This is a genomic window from Youngiibacter fragilis 232.1 (assembly GCF_000495435.3).
Taxonomy (GTDB): Bacteria; Bacillota; Clostridia; order Clostridiales; family Clostridiaceae; genus Youngiibacter; species Youngiibacter fragilis.
The window spans coordinates 1-17,120 of sequence record NZ_AXUN02000188.1 but is presented as its reverse complement, the minus strand read 5'-3'; the positions used below and the strand labels follow the sequence as shown (position 1 = coordinate 17,120).

Annotated in this window: 17 protein-coding genes and 1 pseudogene; 16 read left to right on the top strand and 2 right to left on the bottom strand. The window is 43.9% G+C overall.

The genetic code is table 11. The annotated features are described in order from the left end of the window. The first annotated feature begins 1,067 nt into the window (after positions 1 to 1,067). Positions 1,068 to 1,457: a GNAT family N-acetyltransferase gene (locus T472_RS12800; RefSeq protein ID WP_023388363.1), complete on the top strand. Its 390-nt coding sequence runs from the start codon at positions 1,068 to 1,070 to the stop codon at positions 1,455 to 1,457. Between the two features lie 493 nt (positions 1,458 to 1,950). Further along, positions 1,951 to 2,364 carry an NAD(+)--rifampin ADP-ribosyltransferase gene (arr, locus tag T472_RS20580; RefSeq protein ID WP_341372054.1) on the top strand — a complete coding sequence of 138 codons (414 nt, stop codon included), beginning with the start codon at positions 1,951 to 1,953 and terminating at the stop codon, positions 2,362 to 2,364. Positions 2,365 to 2,578: 214 nt separating this feature from the next. Here the strand turns inward: arr and T472_RS20130 are convergent, their stop codons facing one another. After that, positions 2,579 to 2,740, bottom strand: coding sequence for a hypothetical protein (locus T472_RS20130; protein WP_207643973.1), 162 nt, complete (start codon positions 2,738 to 2,740; stop codon positions 2,579 to 2,581). 260 nt (positions 2,741 to 3,000) lie between these two features. Here T472_RS20130 and T472_RS12785 point away from each other — a divergent pair, with 260 nt between their 5' ends. The 12 genes from T472_RS12785 (at position 3,001) to T472_RS12740 (ending at position 15,254) form a co-directional block, all read left to right on the top strand. After that, the gene (locus tag T472_RS12785) at positions 3,001 to 4,347 is read left to right on the top strand and encodes a YecA family protein (protein ID WP_023388360.1); all 1,347 of its coding nucleotides are present in this window, start codon (positions 3,001 to 3,003) and stop codon (positions 4,345 to 4,347) included. Further along, positions 4,310 to 4,480: a hypothetical protein gene (locus tag T472_RS19860; protein WP_162491236.1), complete on the top strand. Its 171-nt coding sequence runs from the start codon at positions 4,310 to 4,312 to the stop codon at positions 4,478 to 4,480. The genes T472_RS12785 and T472_RS19860 overlap by 38 nt, the downstream gene beginning before the upstream one ends. A gap of 80 nt (positions 4,481 to 4,560) precedes the next feature. Next, positions 4,561 to 4,761: a hypothetical protein gene (locus T472_RS20125; protein WP_207643972.1), complete on the top strand. Its 201-nt coding sequence runs from the start codon at positions 4,561 to 4,563 to the stop codon at positions 4,759 to 4,761. 19 nt (positions 4,762 to 4,780) lie between these two features. Then, positions 4,781 to 5,845, top strand: a complete 1,065-nt coding sequence (gene rsmH / locus T472_RS12780; RefSeq protein WP_040907595.1) for a 16S rRNA (cytosine(1402)-N(4))-methyltransferase RsmH — start codon at positions 4,781 to 4,783, stop codon at positions 5,843 to 5,845. 172 nt (positions 5,846 to 6,017) lie between these two features. Then, the gene (locus tag T472_RS12775; RefSeq protein ID WP_023388358.1) at positions 6,018 to 6,941 is read left to right on the top strand and encodes a tocopherol cyclase family protein; all 924 of its coding nucleotides are present in this window, start codon (positions 6,018 to 6,020) and stop codon (positions 6,939 to 6,941) included. A 160-nt stretch (positions 6,942 to 7,101) separates the two neighbouring features. Then, complete coding sequence (locus tag T472_RS12770; protein ID WP_023388357.1) at positions 7,102 to 7,497, top strand: DUF1801 domain-containing protein; 396 nt, start codon at positions 7,102 to 7,104, stop codon at positions 7,495 to 7,497. A 114-nt stretch (positions 7,498 to 7,611) separates the two neighbouring features. Then, on the top strand, positions 7,612 to 8,619 hold the full coding sequence (locus tag T472_RS12765) for an NADH:flavin oxidoreductase (RefSeq protein ID WP_023388356.1): 1,008 nt from the start codon (positions 7,612 to 7,614) through the stop codon (positions 8,617 to 8,619). 396 nt (positions 8,620 to 9,015) lie between these two features. Then, positions 9,016 to 9,963 (top strand): LysR family transcriptional regulator, encoded by a 948-nt coding sequence (locus T472_RS12760; RefSeq protein WP_023388355.1) that lies wholly within the window; start codon positions 9,016 to 9,018, stop codon positions 9,961 to 9,963. A gap of 177 nt (positions 9,964 to 10,140) precedes the next feature. Beyond that, on the top strand, positions 10,141 to 11,205 hold the full coding sequence (locus T472_RS12755; RefSeq protein ID WP_201781767.1) for an isocitrate/isopropylmalate dehydrogenase family protein: 1,065 nt from the start codon (positions 10,141 to 10,143) through the stop codon (positions 11,203 to 11,205). 62 nt (positions 11,206 to 11,267) lie between these two features. Then, positions 11,268 to 12,617, top strand: coding sequence for a 2-hydroxycarboxylate transporter family protein (locus T472_RS12750; RefSeq protein ID WP_023388353.1), 1,350 nt, complete (start codon positions 11,268 to 11,270; stop codon positions 12,615 to 12,617). 104 nt (positions 12,618 to 12,721) lie between these two features. After that, complete coding sequence (gene otnK, locus T472_RS12745; protein ID WP_242864811.1) at positions 12,722 to 14,659, top strand: 3-oxo-tetronate kinase; 1,938 nt, start codon at positions 12,722 to 12,724, stop codon at positions 14,657 to 14,659. Then, complete coding sequence (locus T472_RS12740; protein WP_040907587.1) at positions 14,652 to 15,254, top strand: class II aldolase/adducin family protein; 603 nt, start codon at positions 14,652 to 14,654, stop codon at positions 15,252 to 15,254. Before otnK ends, T472_RS12740 begins: the two co-directional genes overlap by 8 nt. A gap of 198 nt (positions 15,255 to 15,452) precedes the next feature. Here T472_RS12740 and T472_RS12735 read toward each other — a convergent pair whose 3' ends face one another. Continuing rightward, positions 15,453 to 16,319, bottom strand: a complete 867-nt coding sequence (locus T472_RS12735; protein ID WP_040907585.1) for a DMT family transporter — start codon at positions 16,317 to 16,319, stop codon at positions 15,453 to 15,455. Here T472_RS12735 and T472_RS12730 point away from each other — a divergent pair. Both T472_RS12730 and T472_RS20530 read left to right on the top strand, forming a co-directional pair. After that, a pseudogene (locus tag T472_RS12730) lies at positions 16,305 to 16,919 on the top strand (LysR family transcriptional regulator substrate-binding protein); the annotation flags it as partial. The gene T472_RS12735 and the pseudogene T472_RS12730 sit on opposite strands and share 15 nt — an antisense overlap. Positions 16,920 to 16,969: 50 nt before the next feature. Continuing rightward, positions 16,970 to 17,092 carry a hypothetical protein gene (locus T472_RS20530; protein WP_023863629.1) on the top strand — a complete coding sequence of 41 codons (123 nt, stop codon included), beginning with the start codon at positions 16,970 to 16,972 and terminating at the stop codon, positions 17,090 to 17,092. The last annotated feature ends 28 nt before the right edge of the window (positions 17,093 to 17,120 follow it).

Here is a 17,120-nt window from a genome sequence, read left to right as displayed (position 1 = left end):
AGACTAGAGCATGGCCTATTTATGTTGGGGTTCAAGCATTTAATGGTATTTCTAAACTGCGAAGTTTGAGTAATTTACTAGATGATACACTGAACATCTGCTGGGCAGTGTTAATTGAGGGCCAAAATGGTGTGGAAAAACATGGACAGCTGCACATAAATCGAAAAGCATGCTGCATAGGAAGGTGCCAGATACAAGAGAAAGCAATATTCTTGCAGCAAGTGTCAAACCATCGGTGCTATTGAAAGTAGAATCAAAGATAAACCGATGAGTGCCAAGTTGCTCCAGTCCTTTGAGATTCAATATGAGATGATGTTGACATGAAAGTTGAGAAGGGACAATTCATATTTACTGGATCAGTTACTCCAATCATAGAATAGCAAAGTTCACATGCTGGAACCGAAAGGATAAAAGAGAAACTATTCCGGCAGGAACGATGAAATATTGGAATGCCTGGTTGTTAATTATGATACTTTTTATTCCTATGTTAATTGTAGGCATTGTATTGATGGTCAAGAATCCTGAACTTTTGAGAAAGCGACTCAATTCAAAAGAAAATGAACCAGAGAAGAAGCGTGTAATAATCGGTGGATTAATGTGCATCTGTGGTTTTGTTGTCGCAGGACTGGGTTATCGTTATAGATGGATTGTGATAGTTGAGCTGATGTGTTTCTATTTCGTATATGCTTTATGATGAGGTGTTGCGTGAAGACACATATCTATCAAGACAATTGAAGTTCAGAAAAACCAGAAGGTAATAGATACTGGACTGTATGGGATAATAAGGCACCCTAAGTATCTGTAAACTTTTTTCTGTTTTTATCAATGCCATTAATACTGGGTTCCTTGTTTTCATTCATAAATTTCTTAATTTATTCAGTCATAATGGTTAGAAGGATAAAGAATGAAGAACAAGTAATAAAGAAGGATTTGGAAGGGTACCCGGATTATGAAAAGCAGGTTAGGTATAGAGTAGTTCCTTTTATTTGGTGAAGAGTTTCTTGTTGCACATGTTCTGATTGGTCTGGTTAGTAGTTCTGGAAGCATTCTGCTTTGGGAGGTAGTATATGGAGATCAAGAGATACAGTGAAGCTGATGAAACATTACTGTTTGAAATGCTCATTGATGAGGGGGATGATTGGTTGGATTATCATGGACCAGCAGGTCGAGGCAAGTATATCAAAGCCCTTGAATCGAGCATAACATATATAGCTTATGATGATATCCTTGTGTGTGGTTATGTACGATGCAGGGAAGATGATGGATTCGGTGTTTACATCTATGATCTGCTCGTAAGAAAAACCTATCGGGGGAAACAAATTGGCAAGATGCTTATGGAACAGGTGCTTGAAGACTTTTCAAATCAACCTGTATATGTGATGAGTGATGTAGACCCTTATTATGAAAAACTTGGATATAATAGAGTTGGATCCATATTTGAGGCAGGTAAAATGTAGCAAGGCACGCAGAGGTCTGGTTTTAGTGGACTGGAGTTCTTGATTATCCACAAGTGCATATTCAGGAGAAGGGAGTCAGCCAAGAAATACTTGCTGATCAATGATATGCTGGTATCAGAATAATCTAGTGAAGTAAATAATGAAGAGGTAAAGGAAGATGAGTATTCAATTCGATCCAAGGAATAATATTGTTCAATTGTGTCTTCAGGGTATGGGGATGGATGATAATGGCAAACCTGAAGATGCAAGCCTGCTGTTTCTTAAAGCCTGGAGTGAATCAACAGATGACTTTGAAAGATTTCTCTCGGCCTATTTTGTAGCCCGGCATCAGGAAAATGTTTCAGACAGATTAAAGTGGCTGGAAACATCCCTGGAGTTTGCGATAAAACTTAATGATGAAGCCGTTAAGAGTGCTTTACCATCGCTATATGTTAATATTGCCAAATGCCATGAGGAGCTATGTGATACTGACAAGGCAAAAGGGAACTATGAACTGGCAGATTCTTATAAGGGTACCCCTTCTGACAAAGGTCCCTTTTATCATGGGACAAGAGCTGATCTAAAGGTTGGGGATCTGCTGACGGCAAAGGGAGACTCAAATTACAAATCCGATCTCAAAATGAACCATATTTATTTCACAGCCCTGATCAATGGGGCAGGACTTGCAGCTGCCCTGGCTAAAGGGGATGGAACTGAAAGGATCTATATTGTAGAACCGATGGGAGATTTCGAAAACGACCCAAATGTCACAGACAAGAAATTTCCGGGCAATCTGACACGATCCTATCGTTCACAAGAACCATTGAAGATCATAGGAGAAGCAACAGAGTGGCTGCGACAGTCACAAGAGGAGATACGCCGATGGCGTGAGAAACTTGCCAATAACAAAGGCGAAATCATCAACTAAGATGCGATTATACTTAATTCTTCCTGCGTTTGAGATGAAGCTTGTTAACATCGGCGAAGCAAAGAGGATCTGGTATGAATATTTGGAAGGATACTTGCGAACATTCAGCACAGGAAAGGCAGTTTTTTTGAAAGGTATTTATAGTGAAATCATAAGACACATTCAAAGTCTGGAGGACCACGGCCACTAATTTATGTATTACGGATTACCATACTCAGAGGATTGCCATGTTTATGGCTATGGTGATGATGAGTATGAAGATGAGTATGGATATGAAGATGATGATGAAGGTAAGGAATATCTCATTGTCTCCAATGAATGTCATGATCTTTGTACGACCATTGCTGAGACCTTCGGGGATAGTTACAAATGGCATGATATTTAAAGGATAGCCGGATCAGACTTGATGATATATTTGAGGTTGATGTTGAAATCCAGAATATGGCTGTAATCATCTCAATTCTGTTGTACTTGGTTGTAAGTGTGACGTTTGATGACAGATTCATAGATGCATTGAATAACGGGTATTTAATCCGACTTCTTAAAAGACTTGAACAACTTAGCTCATGAATGAGGCTGATGCAGATTAAGTTAGAAAAAATTATTGGACATATTATAAATGTGGGGTGATATCTTATGGCCGGAGACATTGCAAAGGAAATTTTCGAGAAGTATAACAATAAGATGGATGTAGTACGCTGCCCGAACGGAAGGGCTGTTGTCCGAAAAGCACTTGATTATTATGCGAAGGCAGCCGTAAACCTCTACGGGGTCATCAGCCGCAATGAACTTGTTGAGATCTTCAACGGGCAGAACAGCTACAAGACTACCGATGAAGAACTGTATATCCTTCTGCTTCCGCTGGTGCTAAAGGATAAATGGTACGGATTTTACAAGGAATATATTGTACATTATTGGTTTTTTGATGATTTTGAAGAGGCTGATTATCTGCTTGAAAATCAGAAAGGTAAACCGCGCTATATTCCTGACAAGGATGAATTCCTAAATTATGTGGTTGAAGGATATGCTGACAATGACCACTGGTGGAATGTACAACGCTTCATGGGGGCTGCTTTCGGTTTCTCAAAAAACATAATGGAAGGCTTTCAGGAAGTGAAGAGTTACATTACTTACGGGAATGGAATAAGTGAATTGAACTCCATTTTTGAGAGGCATCACATTGCATTCAGCAGCGAAGGGCAGATAAAAGAATTTATTTGTCTAATCATGCAGGCTAAAAACAACACACGCATTTGGGAAAACAATGGATACACACCATCCGAGCTGCATGAGATCAGAACAGAACGTGACAAGAACGTAATTGATTTTCCAGTAGTGCAAAAACTGAAAGTAGGACGAAATGACCCCTGTCCATGCGGAAGCGGGAAGAAGTACAAGAAATGCTGCGGTATAATCGATGAAAAGAAATCATCACAGCTAAGTGCGGACGAGTGCAGGGAGTTCTATGAGACTTGGTATGGCCTGCTGGGCTTTGTGAATGAGCGTAAGAAAGTGATAAATGCTGTAATCAGGCCGGAATATCCAAATGTAGTCAGCGATATGAAGATACATAAAGTGAGGGAGGTACTGTGGGACAACCCGGAGCTTATAGAAGAATATATTAAGAAAACTGCGCTTCCTCAGGATAAGATAGAGATTTTGAAGCAGTGGAGTACAAAATTCAGGAAAGGAATGTTCTTTGTACTGGAATATCAGCCGGAATACGCTGTCATAATCGATTCTGACGAACATGGAAAAGACAGGCTTTACGGGATAAAGGGGATAAGTAATTCTGTGTCTGGCGCATTGCAGCGTAAACTGCCTGTTCAGATTGAAACTGTTTTGTTGCCGTTCAAGGGAAAAATCATCTATGACGGCTTCATGGCATCAATGCAGATAGAATATGCTGAAGGCGCAAAGGCGGCTTTCAGTGAGATGTATGCAAATGCCAAGAGGCAAGGGATCATCACCAGAATGGAATGATATTGCGATGGCGCAAATCACTATAAAGCAAATGGGATGGAGTCATTTAGTATTAAAAGCCGACTATTTTTCACTTGCAGCAGATGGGACAGAATTTTCTGCAGGTGTTCATCCAGGGGAAACCGGTCTTTAGTCAATGGCCAAATTTTATGGGATAGCAGGCAAATTGTATTGTGACAAGGGGACTATAGTCTGCTTCACCTATTTGGTGCGATGACAAACATCACTTCAAAATTCAATAGTACTGGAGCACACAGCAATGGTTCCAGGAATGAATTTGAAAGTCCAATTGTTAGAGCTGCACTAAATCAGCTGATATCAATGCAACCAGGAACTACAGATCAGCATGTGAAAACCCTAATGGAAGGAGTTGATGGCAAGCCATCCTGCTCCAAGCCTTTTGGCTTGGAGTAACTAGGATTTGCCGGTAAATATGGATAACAATGATAAAAAAGATCCAAAGCATCAGAGAAGGATAAGGTATAAGGGGACTCATCCTAAGTCTTTCACTGAGAAATACAAGGAGCTGCAGCCGGACAAATACAGAGAGACGGTTGAGAAGGTCATCTCGAAGGGGAATACACCTGCGGGAATGCATCGTTCCATCTGCGTCAAAGAGATATTGGAATTCCTGCAGATTAAGCCAGGGCAGAGAGGATTGGATGCAACTTTAGGTTATGGCGGCCATACACTGGAGATGCTGAGGTGTCTGAATTCAAAAGGACACCTGTTTGCATTGGATGTGGATCCCATTGAGCTCCCAAGGACCAGGGAGAGACTGGCTAGTATGGGCTATGGACCTGAAATCCTATCAATCAGGCAAATGAATTTTTCTGATATTGACCTTGTAGCATTGGAGTCGGGACCTCTTGATTTTGTCCTGGCAGACCTTGGAGTCTCATCCATGCAGATAGACAATCCTGAAAGAGGATTCTCCTTTAAAAGTGAGGGCCCATTGGATCTGAGGCTTAACCCTGAAAAGGGATTGTCTGCGGCACAGAGGCTTAGAGACATGAGCCAGGAAGAGCTGGAGGGCATGTTTGTCGAGAACTCAGATGAACCCCATGCAGAGGTGATTGCTCGTGCCATTATTGCAGCAAAAAGGAAGGGAGTAAAAATCTCCTCAACAACGGTTCTCAAGCAGATTATAGCTGATGCGCTTAGTTTCCTTCCTGCATCGACAAGGAATGAAGAAATCAAGAAATCATGCCAGAGATGTTTCCAGGCTTTGCGCATAGACGTCAATCGGGAATTTGAGGTATTGTACGAATTCCTGGAGAAACTTCCGGAGGTCCTTGCTCCTGGTGGACGTGTTGCAATCCTATCGTTCCACTCTGGTGAGGATAGGCTTGTGAAAAAATCATTTCAGCATTTCTTCCGTGAAGGTATCTATAGTGAAATTGCCCCTGGGCCTATCAAACCATCTGCTGAAGAATGCAGCACCAATAGCCGTGCCCGTTCAGCCAAGTTGAGGTGGGCAATAAAGGCTTCGGAATAACAAATATATTGTCAGTATTTGATAAATGTGTGGTGAGAAGCTCGATTACTATCTGGAAATTAGAACTCTAAGGCACTTACAGCATGGTCAAAATACTAATGACTTGGTTGATGAAACTAATACAGGAATGGTATGCACTAATGTTGATACAAATTAAGGGGTTGACCTGATTTTGAGGCAATTTGAGATTAAGGTTGGATTGGATAAAAAGGCTGCCTTTGAGGGGTGGTTCACTAAAATTGATGATAGGGCAAATGGATTAATGATTTCTGTCATATGGGGATATTCGACCCACAAGGACTCAAAACATGCTTTCATACAGTTTCAAAATAGCCTCCATCACAATACAAAGTACATTTCCTATCCGATAGATGACCTGAAGTGGAAAACAGACCCTTTTGTTCTTCAGATTGGAAAGAATGAGCTATCTGAGACAGGCATGATACTTGATTTCGAGTTGGAAGGGATCCCGGTAAGAGGGGATTTTCATTTCAGCAGTTTCTCACCAATCAAAAATTCTTTCCTGAAACCGAACATCATGGGATGGCTTGCGTATTTTCCCAATGAATGCAACCACTCGATAATCAGCATGGACCATAAGGTTACCGGGAGTATTAAGATAGGTAATCAATCATGGGAGATGCAGGATGCAAGGGGTTATATTGAAAAAGACTGGGGGACAGGTTTTCCAAAAGAATATGTATGGGTGCAGGCTAATGACTGGGAAAAGAGTTCTGTTGCGTTCAGTTATGCTACCGTACCGATACTCGGGAAATATGCTAAGGGATTTTTCCTTGTTCTTCATCATGATGGCAAAGAGTATCGTTTCACCAGTATCGAAGGAAGCAAATTAGCTGATTTCAATGTTTCAAATGACTCATTCAGAGCGACAGTCGAGAAAAAAGGAATCAGGATAACACTAAAGGCCAAGCAAACCAATCCAATATTTTTGGCTTCACCAGTGCATGGTGAAATGAAATCACATATAAAGGAATCTCTGGATGGGACACTGGAACTGGTGCTTGTAATAAGTGGAGAAACCATTATTAGCTTATCCACCCACAGGGCTTCAATAGATGTGCATTTTGAAACGTGATCATATAAAGGGCAGATAAACTAGTATTCCAAATATCATACTTGCTGCGTGGCTTCGGTGTTGTGACAGTATCCAGCAACTGGTTAAAAATGAATGGTACATTGAAGTAAAAGTACTGTAGAATTCATGAGATTTCAGATTTGAGAGGGGACTACATGACATGAATATTATTTCAGATGAGGTTACAGCCTTTCTCGATAGTTTGGAACATCCGTTAAGAGTTGAGATCGACTATTTAAGGAAGCTGATACTGAGTTCAGAATATGAGTTGGCAGAGGGTATCAAATGGAATGGGCCAAATTATAGTTCAAATGGAGAGGACCGGATCACAATGCGGCTTCATCCGCAAAGGCAAGTGCAGATCATTTTCCATAGAGGAGCTAAAAAAAGTGTGCAGCCTGAAGATAAACTTTTGAAAGGTGAGTACGACTTTTTACTCTGGAAGGAAAATGACAGAGCCATCGCAACCTTCAGTAGAATATCTGATATTGAAAAGAATGCATGTAAACTTAGGGAGATAGTTGATCGATGGATCGAAGTTACTGCTGGCTGCTAAATATTGCGAATAGCGGGATGAAATAACCGCTAGTCACACCCAATATCGAAGTGCCGCTAGCACAGGAATCATAAGATAACTGTATAAATTTATATTGAAAGGGTGTAAAGCATCATGGCTATACTTACAACGCCGCTGAAAATAAACAAGCTTACTATAAAGAACCGATTGGTGATGCCGCCGATGGCGTTAGCAAATCTGCCCGACGGATATGTTAATGAGAAGCTTATTGATTATTATGACGAAAAATCGAAAGACAGTGCCTTCGGATTAGTCATCATTGAGCATAGCTATATTTCAAGGGAAGGCAGGGCCAAACCTACACAGCTTTCAGTTGCTGCAGATGATACGGTTGAGGGTCTGAAAAAGCTGGCAGACATAATTCATCGCAATGGCTCCAAGGCAGTTATGCAAATTAATCATGCGGGCAGCTTCATTCGAGGAGAGGGTGAAAACCCACCTTGTGTCGCCCCATCTGAGGTTCCGCACCCAATTGGCGGCTTAATCCCTCGGGAGATGACGAAAGAGGAAATTGAAGAGCTTCCGGGTTTGTTCAGGGCTGCAGCACGGCGTGTGAAAGCGGCTGGTTTTGACGGTGTTGAAATCCATTCCGCACACAGCTATCTGTTGAATCAGTTCTATTCACCACTCACAAACAAGAGGACTGATGAATACGGCGGAACATTAGAAAATCGCATTCGTTTGCATTTGGAGGTCATAAAGGAAGTCCGTGCTGAAGTCGGACAAGACTTTCCTGTAATGCTGCGCCTTGGTGCCTGTGATTTTGAAGAGGGTGGTATAACCGTAGAGGATAGTGTCTTTGCTGCAAAGGCATTTGAAGAGGCAGGGATAGATGCAATAGACATTACTGGAAGCATGAAGGGTTACACAGCTCCCGACGGCAATGCTGAGGAAGGATACTTTTCTATCATGAGCAGACCTATAAAACTAGCAGTGTCAATTCCGGTTTTGTTGACTGGAGGAATTGTAACAGCAGCTGGTGCCGAGCGCATGCTGGAATCAGGGAATGCGGATCTGATTGGCGTAGGCCGTATGGTAATGAAAGACTCACATTGGGCAAAAAAAGCTATAGATGAGCTAAGTGGTAATTCATTGATTTAGTAATGTGAAGGCAATGGATTTCTTCCCTATGATCATGAATTACTTTACCAGTTGAGCTGTTTTGAAGAAAGTTTAAGAAGCTGTTCAATATTTTGGCTGACAGACCTGAAACCGTAGCAAGATTCTTTATCCCGCGCATGCTGAGTAATACAAAGAATGATGTACAGATAGCCTGGTTGACGAATCGAAAAGCAGTATGGCGCTTTATGACTGCAGGTTTCAGAAAGGACAAACTAATCTGATCAGAGTCTTCACATCAGGAAATCGAGTCAAGAATAACTTTAGATCAGGCGCTTGATAAGCTGCGAACCAGAGAAATCCAATTATTCCGAGTAAACGTAAGCATTGAGGTAATATGATATAATGGATAGCAATATGAAATAAGGAGGCGGGATGATGGATTTCAAGCAGTTGAAGTATCTTATCAAGGTGGCTGATCTTCAGAGCATAACAAAGGCAGCGGAAGAGCTTTATGTCTCCCAGCCTTCACTCAGCCATTATATCAAGAAGATTGAAAATGAGCTTGGAGTTGACCTGTTCAACCGTTCAACCAATCCATTGTCGCTTACTCTGGCAGGAGAAAAATATATTGAGACAGCTAAGCGGATAATTAGGGATTATGAGCGGATGGAGGAAGAAGTCCGTGACATGGCGAATATAAACAAGGGAAGGCTAAAGATAGGGATTCCCAATTCAAGGGCTGCCTACATGCTGCCGCATATCCTGCCGGAATTCACCAGGAGATTCCCGGGAATAGAGATACTGACTGTGGAGGCCAAGTCATCCGAGCTCAAGGAGCAGCTTATCCGGGGTATTCTGGATTTCATAGTAATTCCACAGTTCAACAGGAACCCTGAAGCGGATGAAAGCCTGTCGCATGAGGTAATATATCAGGAAGAGCTGTTCCTGATTTCGTCTGAAAAGCTTCAGGATATAGATTATGAGGATGGTCAGACTCCGGTACGGGTTGAAAGCCTGCAGGATACTCCCTTCATCCTGCTTAAGAAAGGTCATGGGATAAGGCTGGCTGTGGACAAGTTCTTTGAATCAAGAGGATTCATGCCACTCATCGGCATGGAGACAACAAGCAATGAGACAGCATACCGCCTGGCTTCAGCCGGAATGGGGGTTGCGATAGTACCCGAAATATCGCTCTATTCATTCAGGACACTGGGAAAGCCGTACATATACAGGCTTAATGAGGAAGGAGTCAAATGGGATGTTGTCCTGCTGCACAGAAAGGCAGACTCTGGAAACCCGAAGATGAAGCTGTTCCTTGATATAGTGAAGGAAAGGTTTTCGAAACTGAATGACAGGAAAAAGTTCTTTGGAATGGATTTGTAAGAACCCCTCAGGGGGTTCTTTGTTTTGGTGCAGGAAAATAGATCCTGGAAAGGGACCAGGCTTCCTGTGACATATGAAATTTTGCATGTGTGTCATTATCAAACATGTATTTTACTTGAACAGCCTTATTACATAGAATCAAACTATAAACTTTGGACAAATCAAGGGGGTAACATGATGATCTACAAGATTGGATTGCTTTACGGTGACGGAATCGGACCTGAAATAACAAAATCAACTGAGTCCGTGCTTAAGGCAGCAATGAAGAAACATGGGATTGAAGCTGAATTTCCGGTATATCCCATGGGATGGGAGGGCATCGAAAAGTACAACGAGCCAGTTCCGCAGATAACATTTGACGGGCTGAAGACATGCCATGCATGGGTGTTCGCACCTCACGATTCAGCGGCATATCCTAAGGAGCATTTCAACAAGACCAATCCCAGCGGACAGATGAGGCACCATTTCGACCTGTTCTCGAATGTAAGGCCAGCGAGAACGATGCCTGGAATAAAGAGCCATGTAGGAGAGGCTGATGTCGTAGTGTTCAGGGAGAATACCGAAGGGATGCTTCCTGACAGGAACATGTACAAGGGCCTTGGAGAATTCATGCCGGATAAGGATATGGCTCTTCTGGTTGCGGTATTCACGAGGAAAGCCACTGAAAGGATCGCACATGAAGCGTTCAAGCTGGCTATGAAGAGAAAGAAGAAGGTCACTATCGTACACAAGGCTAATGTTATCCAGATGGGATATGGGCTGTTCAAGGATGTCTGCTATGAGGTGGCTCTGCAGTATCCTGAGGTTACTGTAGATGATTACCATATCGATGCGATGACAGCACATATGGTAAGAAGGCTGGGCGACTTCGATGTCATAGTCACGACTAACCTTTTCGGAGACATACTGTCAGACCTCGCTGGAGAACTCGTCGGAAGCCTCGGATTATCTCCATCGATTAATACCAATGGGAACCAGTGCATGGCTCAGGCAGCCCACGGCTCAGCACCTGATATCGCAGGAATGAACATTGCAAATCCCACTGGCCTTATACTTTCAGCAGCCATGATGCTTAGGTGGCTGGATACCAGGTATCAGGATTCCAGGCTGTCACTGGCTGCTGACGATATTGAGAATACCGTTGACAAGCTTATGGAGCTTAAGGTTGTAACCAAGGACCTGGGGGGAACTGCAACGACAAGCGGATATACTGATACGCTTGTTGATGCGATAAACGCATGAAGCAAGGAAGCCAGATTAGAGTATATCAAGGAAAATGAAGTTACAAAACGGGGGGTATTGTTATGCAACAGGAAAAAATGGAAAGCAATGTAACAGCAATCAAAGACAAAGTGCCTTTCTACAAGTATGAAGTCTATGGGATGCCGCTTTATTTCGCCGCTATCATACTCGGTCTGATCTATACATTCATTCTGCTTGAATGGCTTCCGGATAACCTGTTCGGTACAGTAATCCTGCTGTTCGCAGTTGGCTTTGTATTCGGTGAAGTAGGGGACAGGCTGCCGATCTGGAAAGACTATATTGGAGGAGGTGCGGTCCTTGCATTCCTTGGATCGGCTGCACTTGTATATTTCAAGATCCTTCCCGAAAGGTACAGTGTAGCCGCAACCTTCTTCTACGACGATTATGGTTACCAGGTGCTGTTCATATCACTGCTCATAGTTTCTGCAGTATTAAGTGTGAACCGCAAGCAGCTTCTAAAGGCCTTTGTCGGGTATATACCTGCCATCCTCGGGGGAATTGCAGGTGCTGCCATTCTTGGAATACTTGGCGGATTCATCTTTGGCATACCAATGAAGGAACTCCTGTCTCTCTATGTACTTCCAATAATGGGTGGCGGAAACGGTGCGGGAGCCATACCGCTTTCGGAAATGTATGAGAAGATCACAGGAGGAAGCAAGGAAACCTATTATTCATCAGCATTTGCAATACTCAACGTGGCAAACAATTTTGCCATCATAGCAGCTGTGCTGCTCCACAAGCTTGGAATGTCGAGGAAAAACCTGACTGGAAACGGTGAGCTGCTCAGAAATGCGGACGCTTCACTTAAGAATACCTCTGAAGACAAGGAAGTGAAGGTAACACAGAAGGAGATGGCAGTCGGATTGCTGATGACAGGTGCGATATATGCGGTGTCATATGCATTGGGTGAGTTCGTACTTCCAAGCATCGGCTATGTTACTATCCACTTCTATGCATACATGGTAGTGATCACTGCAGTAATCAACATTACAAATGTAATTCCAGCCAAATTCAAGGTTGGAACTAAGCAGCTGTCGAACTTCCTTTCAAAGCACCTGATGTGGCTGACAATGGCTGGTATAGGAATCGCATTCACAGACCTCGGTGATTTTATCGCGGTACTTAATATACCTACATTGGTCATATGTGCACTGATTATCACAGGATCTGTTATCGGCAGCGGACTTGTAGGGTATTTCGCAGGATTCTATCCTATCGAAGCCGCAATGTCAGCAGGACTGTGTATGGCAAACAGGGGAGGAAGCGGAGACCTGCAGGTCCTCGGTGCAGGACACAGGATGGAGCTCATGTCATATGCCGCCATATCCTCAAGGATCGGTGGAGGGATAATTCTCATCATCGCAAGCATAATATTCAGCATATTCATGTAAGAACAGGATTGGCAGGTATGACATGCATCAGCATTACATGCCTGCCATCTTTCTATAGATTCGACCTTTGGCAGCAAACTGCAGTATACTAAAGGAGCATACTTATGAAGATTGGAATTGTGAGCGTTACATTGAATGCAGTTAATCCTGTTGTAAGGTTTTTGCAGTCATCGCATGAAGTTGAGTTTCTGAATTACCTCGACTCTGGATTGATTGAGCAGGTGAACAGGGAAGGGACAATTTCGGAAGCCAGCATGGACAGGATGAAATCCATGCTCAAAAATGCAAGAGCAGATAATGTTGATGGTATTCTGCTTACATGTACTGCATTCTCACCATATGCCGATGCGTTATCTGATGAATTCGGGATTCCGGTCATTCCTCCAGACAGTGCAATGATCGAGCAAGCACTTGATTCAGGCAAGAGAACGGCAATACTATACACATTCCCATCGACAAGACAATCTACCCAGAACCTTATAAGCAGCATTGAGTCAAGAAGAGAGAAGAAACTTGACTATGACCTTGTGTTCATCGAAGGTGCATTTGATGAGCTCCAGAAGGGGAACCACAGCCTGCATGACAGACTTATTATGGATAGGATAATGGAAACAGGGGATGAGTACGGATTGATCCTCCTCGCCCAGATTTCAATGGCAGGTGCTGCCGATAACTATGCAGGCAAAATACCGGTAATTACAAGTCCTTCAAGCGCGCTTGAGGAGTTGAAGGGAAGACTGAAAGAAAAGGGATTGATTATGATGAAGCGACTACTGTTAGGCTGCATAGCCGATGATTTCACCGGAGCGAGCGACCTTGCATCTTTTTTGTCGAATGCTGGTGTGAGCACACTGCTGTTCAACGGGATACCAGAAAAGGAAGAAATACCTGATAGTGCAGAAGCCATTGTTATCGCGCTCAAGACGAGGACAATAGAAAAACTGGAAGCCGTGTCAGAAAGCCTGGCTGCCCTTGAGTGGCTGAAAAGAAATGATGCTGAAAGAATTTACATAAAATACTGCTCTACATTTGACTCTACGAGGGAAGGAAACATTGGCCCAGTCGTAGACAGTGTCATCGAGTCACTTGGTGTTCCTTATACTATAATCTGCCCTTCTCTTCCGGCGAATGGCAGGACAGTAAAGGACGGTAATCTCTATGTCTACGGCATCCCACTTAATGAGAGCCCAATGAAAGACCATCCTTTGACGCCAATGTGGGATTCTGACATAAGGAACCTTATGGGTGCCCAGAGCAGGTATGAGAGCCATATCCTTGATTCCAATGGCCTTAATGGTCCGAAGGAGGAGATCCTGAGCAGGGTAATGGAGCTTGGGAAGGGTCAGGAACATTTCTATATCATCCCGGATTTTGAGGAGCCATGGCAGGGGGAGAAGATAGCTCATGCCTTTATCGACCTCAAGGTTATCACCGGAGGCTCAGGCCTCATGGAACCTCTCGGCAAAGCCCTGAAAGCAGGAAAGAGCAACGATGTGAGGCAATTGGAAAGCGGTACGGACGGAGCAGCCATAGTGCTTGCGGGAAGCTGTTCGCTGGCCACGCTATCCCAGATTGACAACTTCCTTGTATGCAAGAAGGGTCCGGCGCTGAAGCTCGACCCAATGAAAATAACAGAAGGGAAAATGGGACCTGAAGATATCATTGCTTTCATCAGTGAGAACCAGGGAAAGGACATCCTTATATACAGTTCAGAACCTGTGGAGAAGGTAAGGAGAGCCCAGTCGAACGGAGCTTACGAGATTTCAGGTAAGCTTGAGAACCTGATGTCGATGGCCGCCGAAGAGTCTCTGGCCCGAGGGTACGGAAGGATAATAGTGGCTGGAGGAGAAACATCGGGAGCCGTAACAAAGCGTCTCGGATTCCAAAGCTATCATATCGGTGAGAGCGTAGCCCCAGGTGTGCCTGTAATGGCACCTGTAGAAAATCCTGAAATCAGGCTGGTACTCAAGTCGGGAAATTTCGGGGATGAGACATTCTTCACCAGGGCCATTGAAATGACAGGAGGTAAACAGAATGGATGATGTACTAGACAAGAAGCTGGAAGATGCAGTTTGGATAGCCCGCACGCTTTCTGCAACCGGAAAGGTAACAGGTTCAACTGCCAACATGAGCTTCAGGCATGGGAAGAGTATCTTCATAACAGGAACTGGAACGTCATTTTCAAGGTTATGCCCTGAGGATTTCGCGGAAGTGAGCCCTGAAGGTGACGTGATGGGACCGGTCAAGCCAAGCAAGGAGCTGACGCTTCATTCCATGCTCTACAGCAATGATGACAGCATACAGGCAGTCATTCATACGCACAGCTTCTATTCGACACTATGGTCTTGCCTGGAGCACCCTGACGCATCGGATGTGATACCGGAATATACGCCTTATCTGAAGATGAAGCTTGGAAGGATAGTGCTCGTACCCTATGGGAAACCCGGTTCAAGCGAATTATTCGCATTTTTCAGGGATTCCTTGACCGAAACCAAAGGGTACCTTCTGCAGAACCATGGACCGATAGTTGGCCACTCTGACCTCCTTTCCGCATATTATGCCCTTGAGGAACTGGAAGAGAGTGCCAGGATAGCATGGCACCTGAGAGGTGAGCAGGCAAAAAGGATCCAGACCTGAGAACCTGAAATACAGAGAATGATGATAACCTGTAGAAGACTTTGATGAAATAGCTTGCGCAAACTCGTGACTTCAGTCGTGAGTTAGCAAGCAAAGTCAAGAAATTATCAATAGATTGAAGATTAACACATACAAAGTAATATGTATCATCAAGTACTTGAATAATAGTTTTGCATGCCACCCAAAATGAAAGGTTGGCTATTCCATTGATCTCCCCTCTGCAAAAACAGCACCACCGATTATCAATGCTGCACCAAGGATAAGACTTGGCTGCAGCATTTCATTTAGGAATACAACAGAGAAGGCTACTGCTGAAAGTGGCTCCAGGTAACCAAGGGTGGCGACTGTCTGCACAGGAAGCCTGTTAATGGAAGAGAAATACAGGCAGCAGCCGAAGCCGGTATTAATGGCTCCGAGGACCAGTATCGGAATCCAGTCTCCTTTTGTCACCTGAATGACAAGGCCGGATTTTATGCCATTACAGGCTGCAACTGTGAGAAAGCTAACCACAAGCTGAAGCATGGAATTCCTCATTCCACTTATGCTGCAGGCTTTCTTGCTGAAAATGACCATGAATGCATACATCATCGCTGACAATCCTCCGTATAGGAGTCCCAGATTACTCCTGCCTTCATATGCAGACTGCATGTTGATTGCTGCGATTCCAATTAATACTGCGGTAAATCCTCCAAGCTTCCTTGACGTCAGCCTTTCCTTGAAGACCACTGGAGAGACAGCCATTACAATAACAGGACCGCAGTAATAGAGGAGAGATGCTATGCTTACACCAATCAGCCTGTAAGCCTCATAGAGGAACATCCAGCTTGCTCCCATGGCGGTGCCAGAGAAAATAAGAAAGCGCAGATGCCGCTTGTCAGATATCCTTCCTTCCTTTTGCCCTGATAATCTGAACAAGGAAATCAGGAACAGTGAGCCTATGAAGGTCCTTAACAGCACGATCTCTTGGCTAGGGAGCGAAATGCAGCTTGCGACTATCCCGTTGGAACCGAACAATAGAAGCGCTGATATGTACTTTGCGCAAGCTTTTTCATCAAAGGACTCCAGTCAGGACTGATTCGGATAGGTACCTTCTCGAGTGTAGCTACCCACTGGCTTCCGAATAAAATTAAGGAATTCCAGAAGGATTACCCAAACATCGATTATGAGCTGCTGCTGGGCGATTACACAGAAATCGAAACATGGATACTTGAAGGACGTGCAGACTGCGGATTTCTAAGGCTGCCTGCTCACCCTGAACTTGAAACTGTCTCTCTGGAGCAGGACAACCTGCTTGCAGTGTTGCCTGAGAACCACCCGCTGGCAGGCTGCGAGAGATTTCCGGTTAAATCCCTTTCCGACTATCCTTTCATGCTTCTGGAGAAGGGGGCGAAGGCTGAAGTTTCCGAGATATTCGAACGAAACGGACTAAGTGCCAAAGCCCATTTCACCACATGGGATGACTATGCGATCATGTCGATGGTTGAAAGCGGACTTGGGATCAGCATATTGCCCCAGCTGATCCTTAAAAGGGTACCCTACAGGATCGTTGCCATGGAACTGGATGTTCCGGCATACAGGAACATCGGGCTTGCCTTCAGGGATAGAAAGACCACTTCGCAGGCTGTAAAGAAATTCATGGAGTACCTGAAATTCAGGCAACAGTAAAATCGAAACTCTGAAGACCACATAAGTGATTGCAATTAGGAACAACGGCAATGACTGAGCTGGCATGCTATGATAAAGGTGTATATCATGACTTCTGGCATATTGGTAAGCCGACTGAGAGCATATCCACGAGGAATGACAAGGAAGCGATAGTAAATGATGTTCTGTCTTGAGGTTATTCTAGTACCCTGGAACATCTTA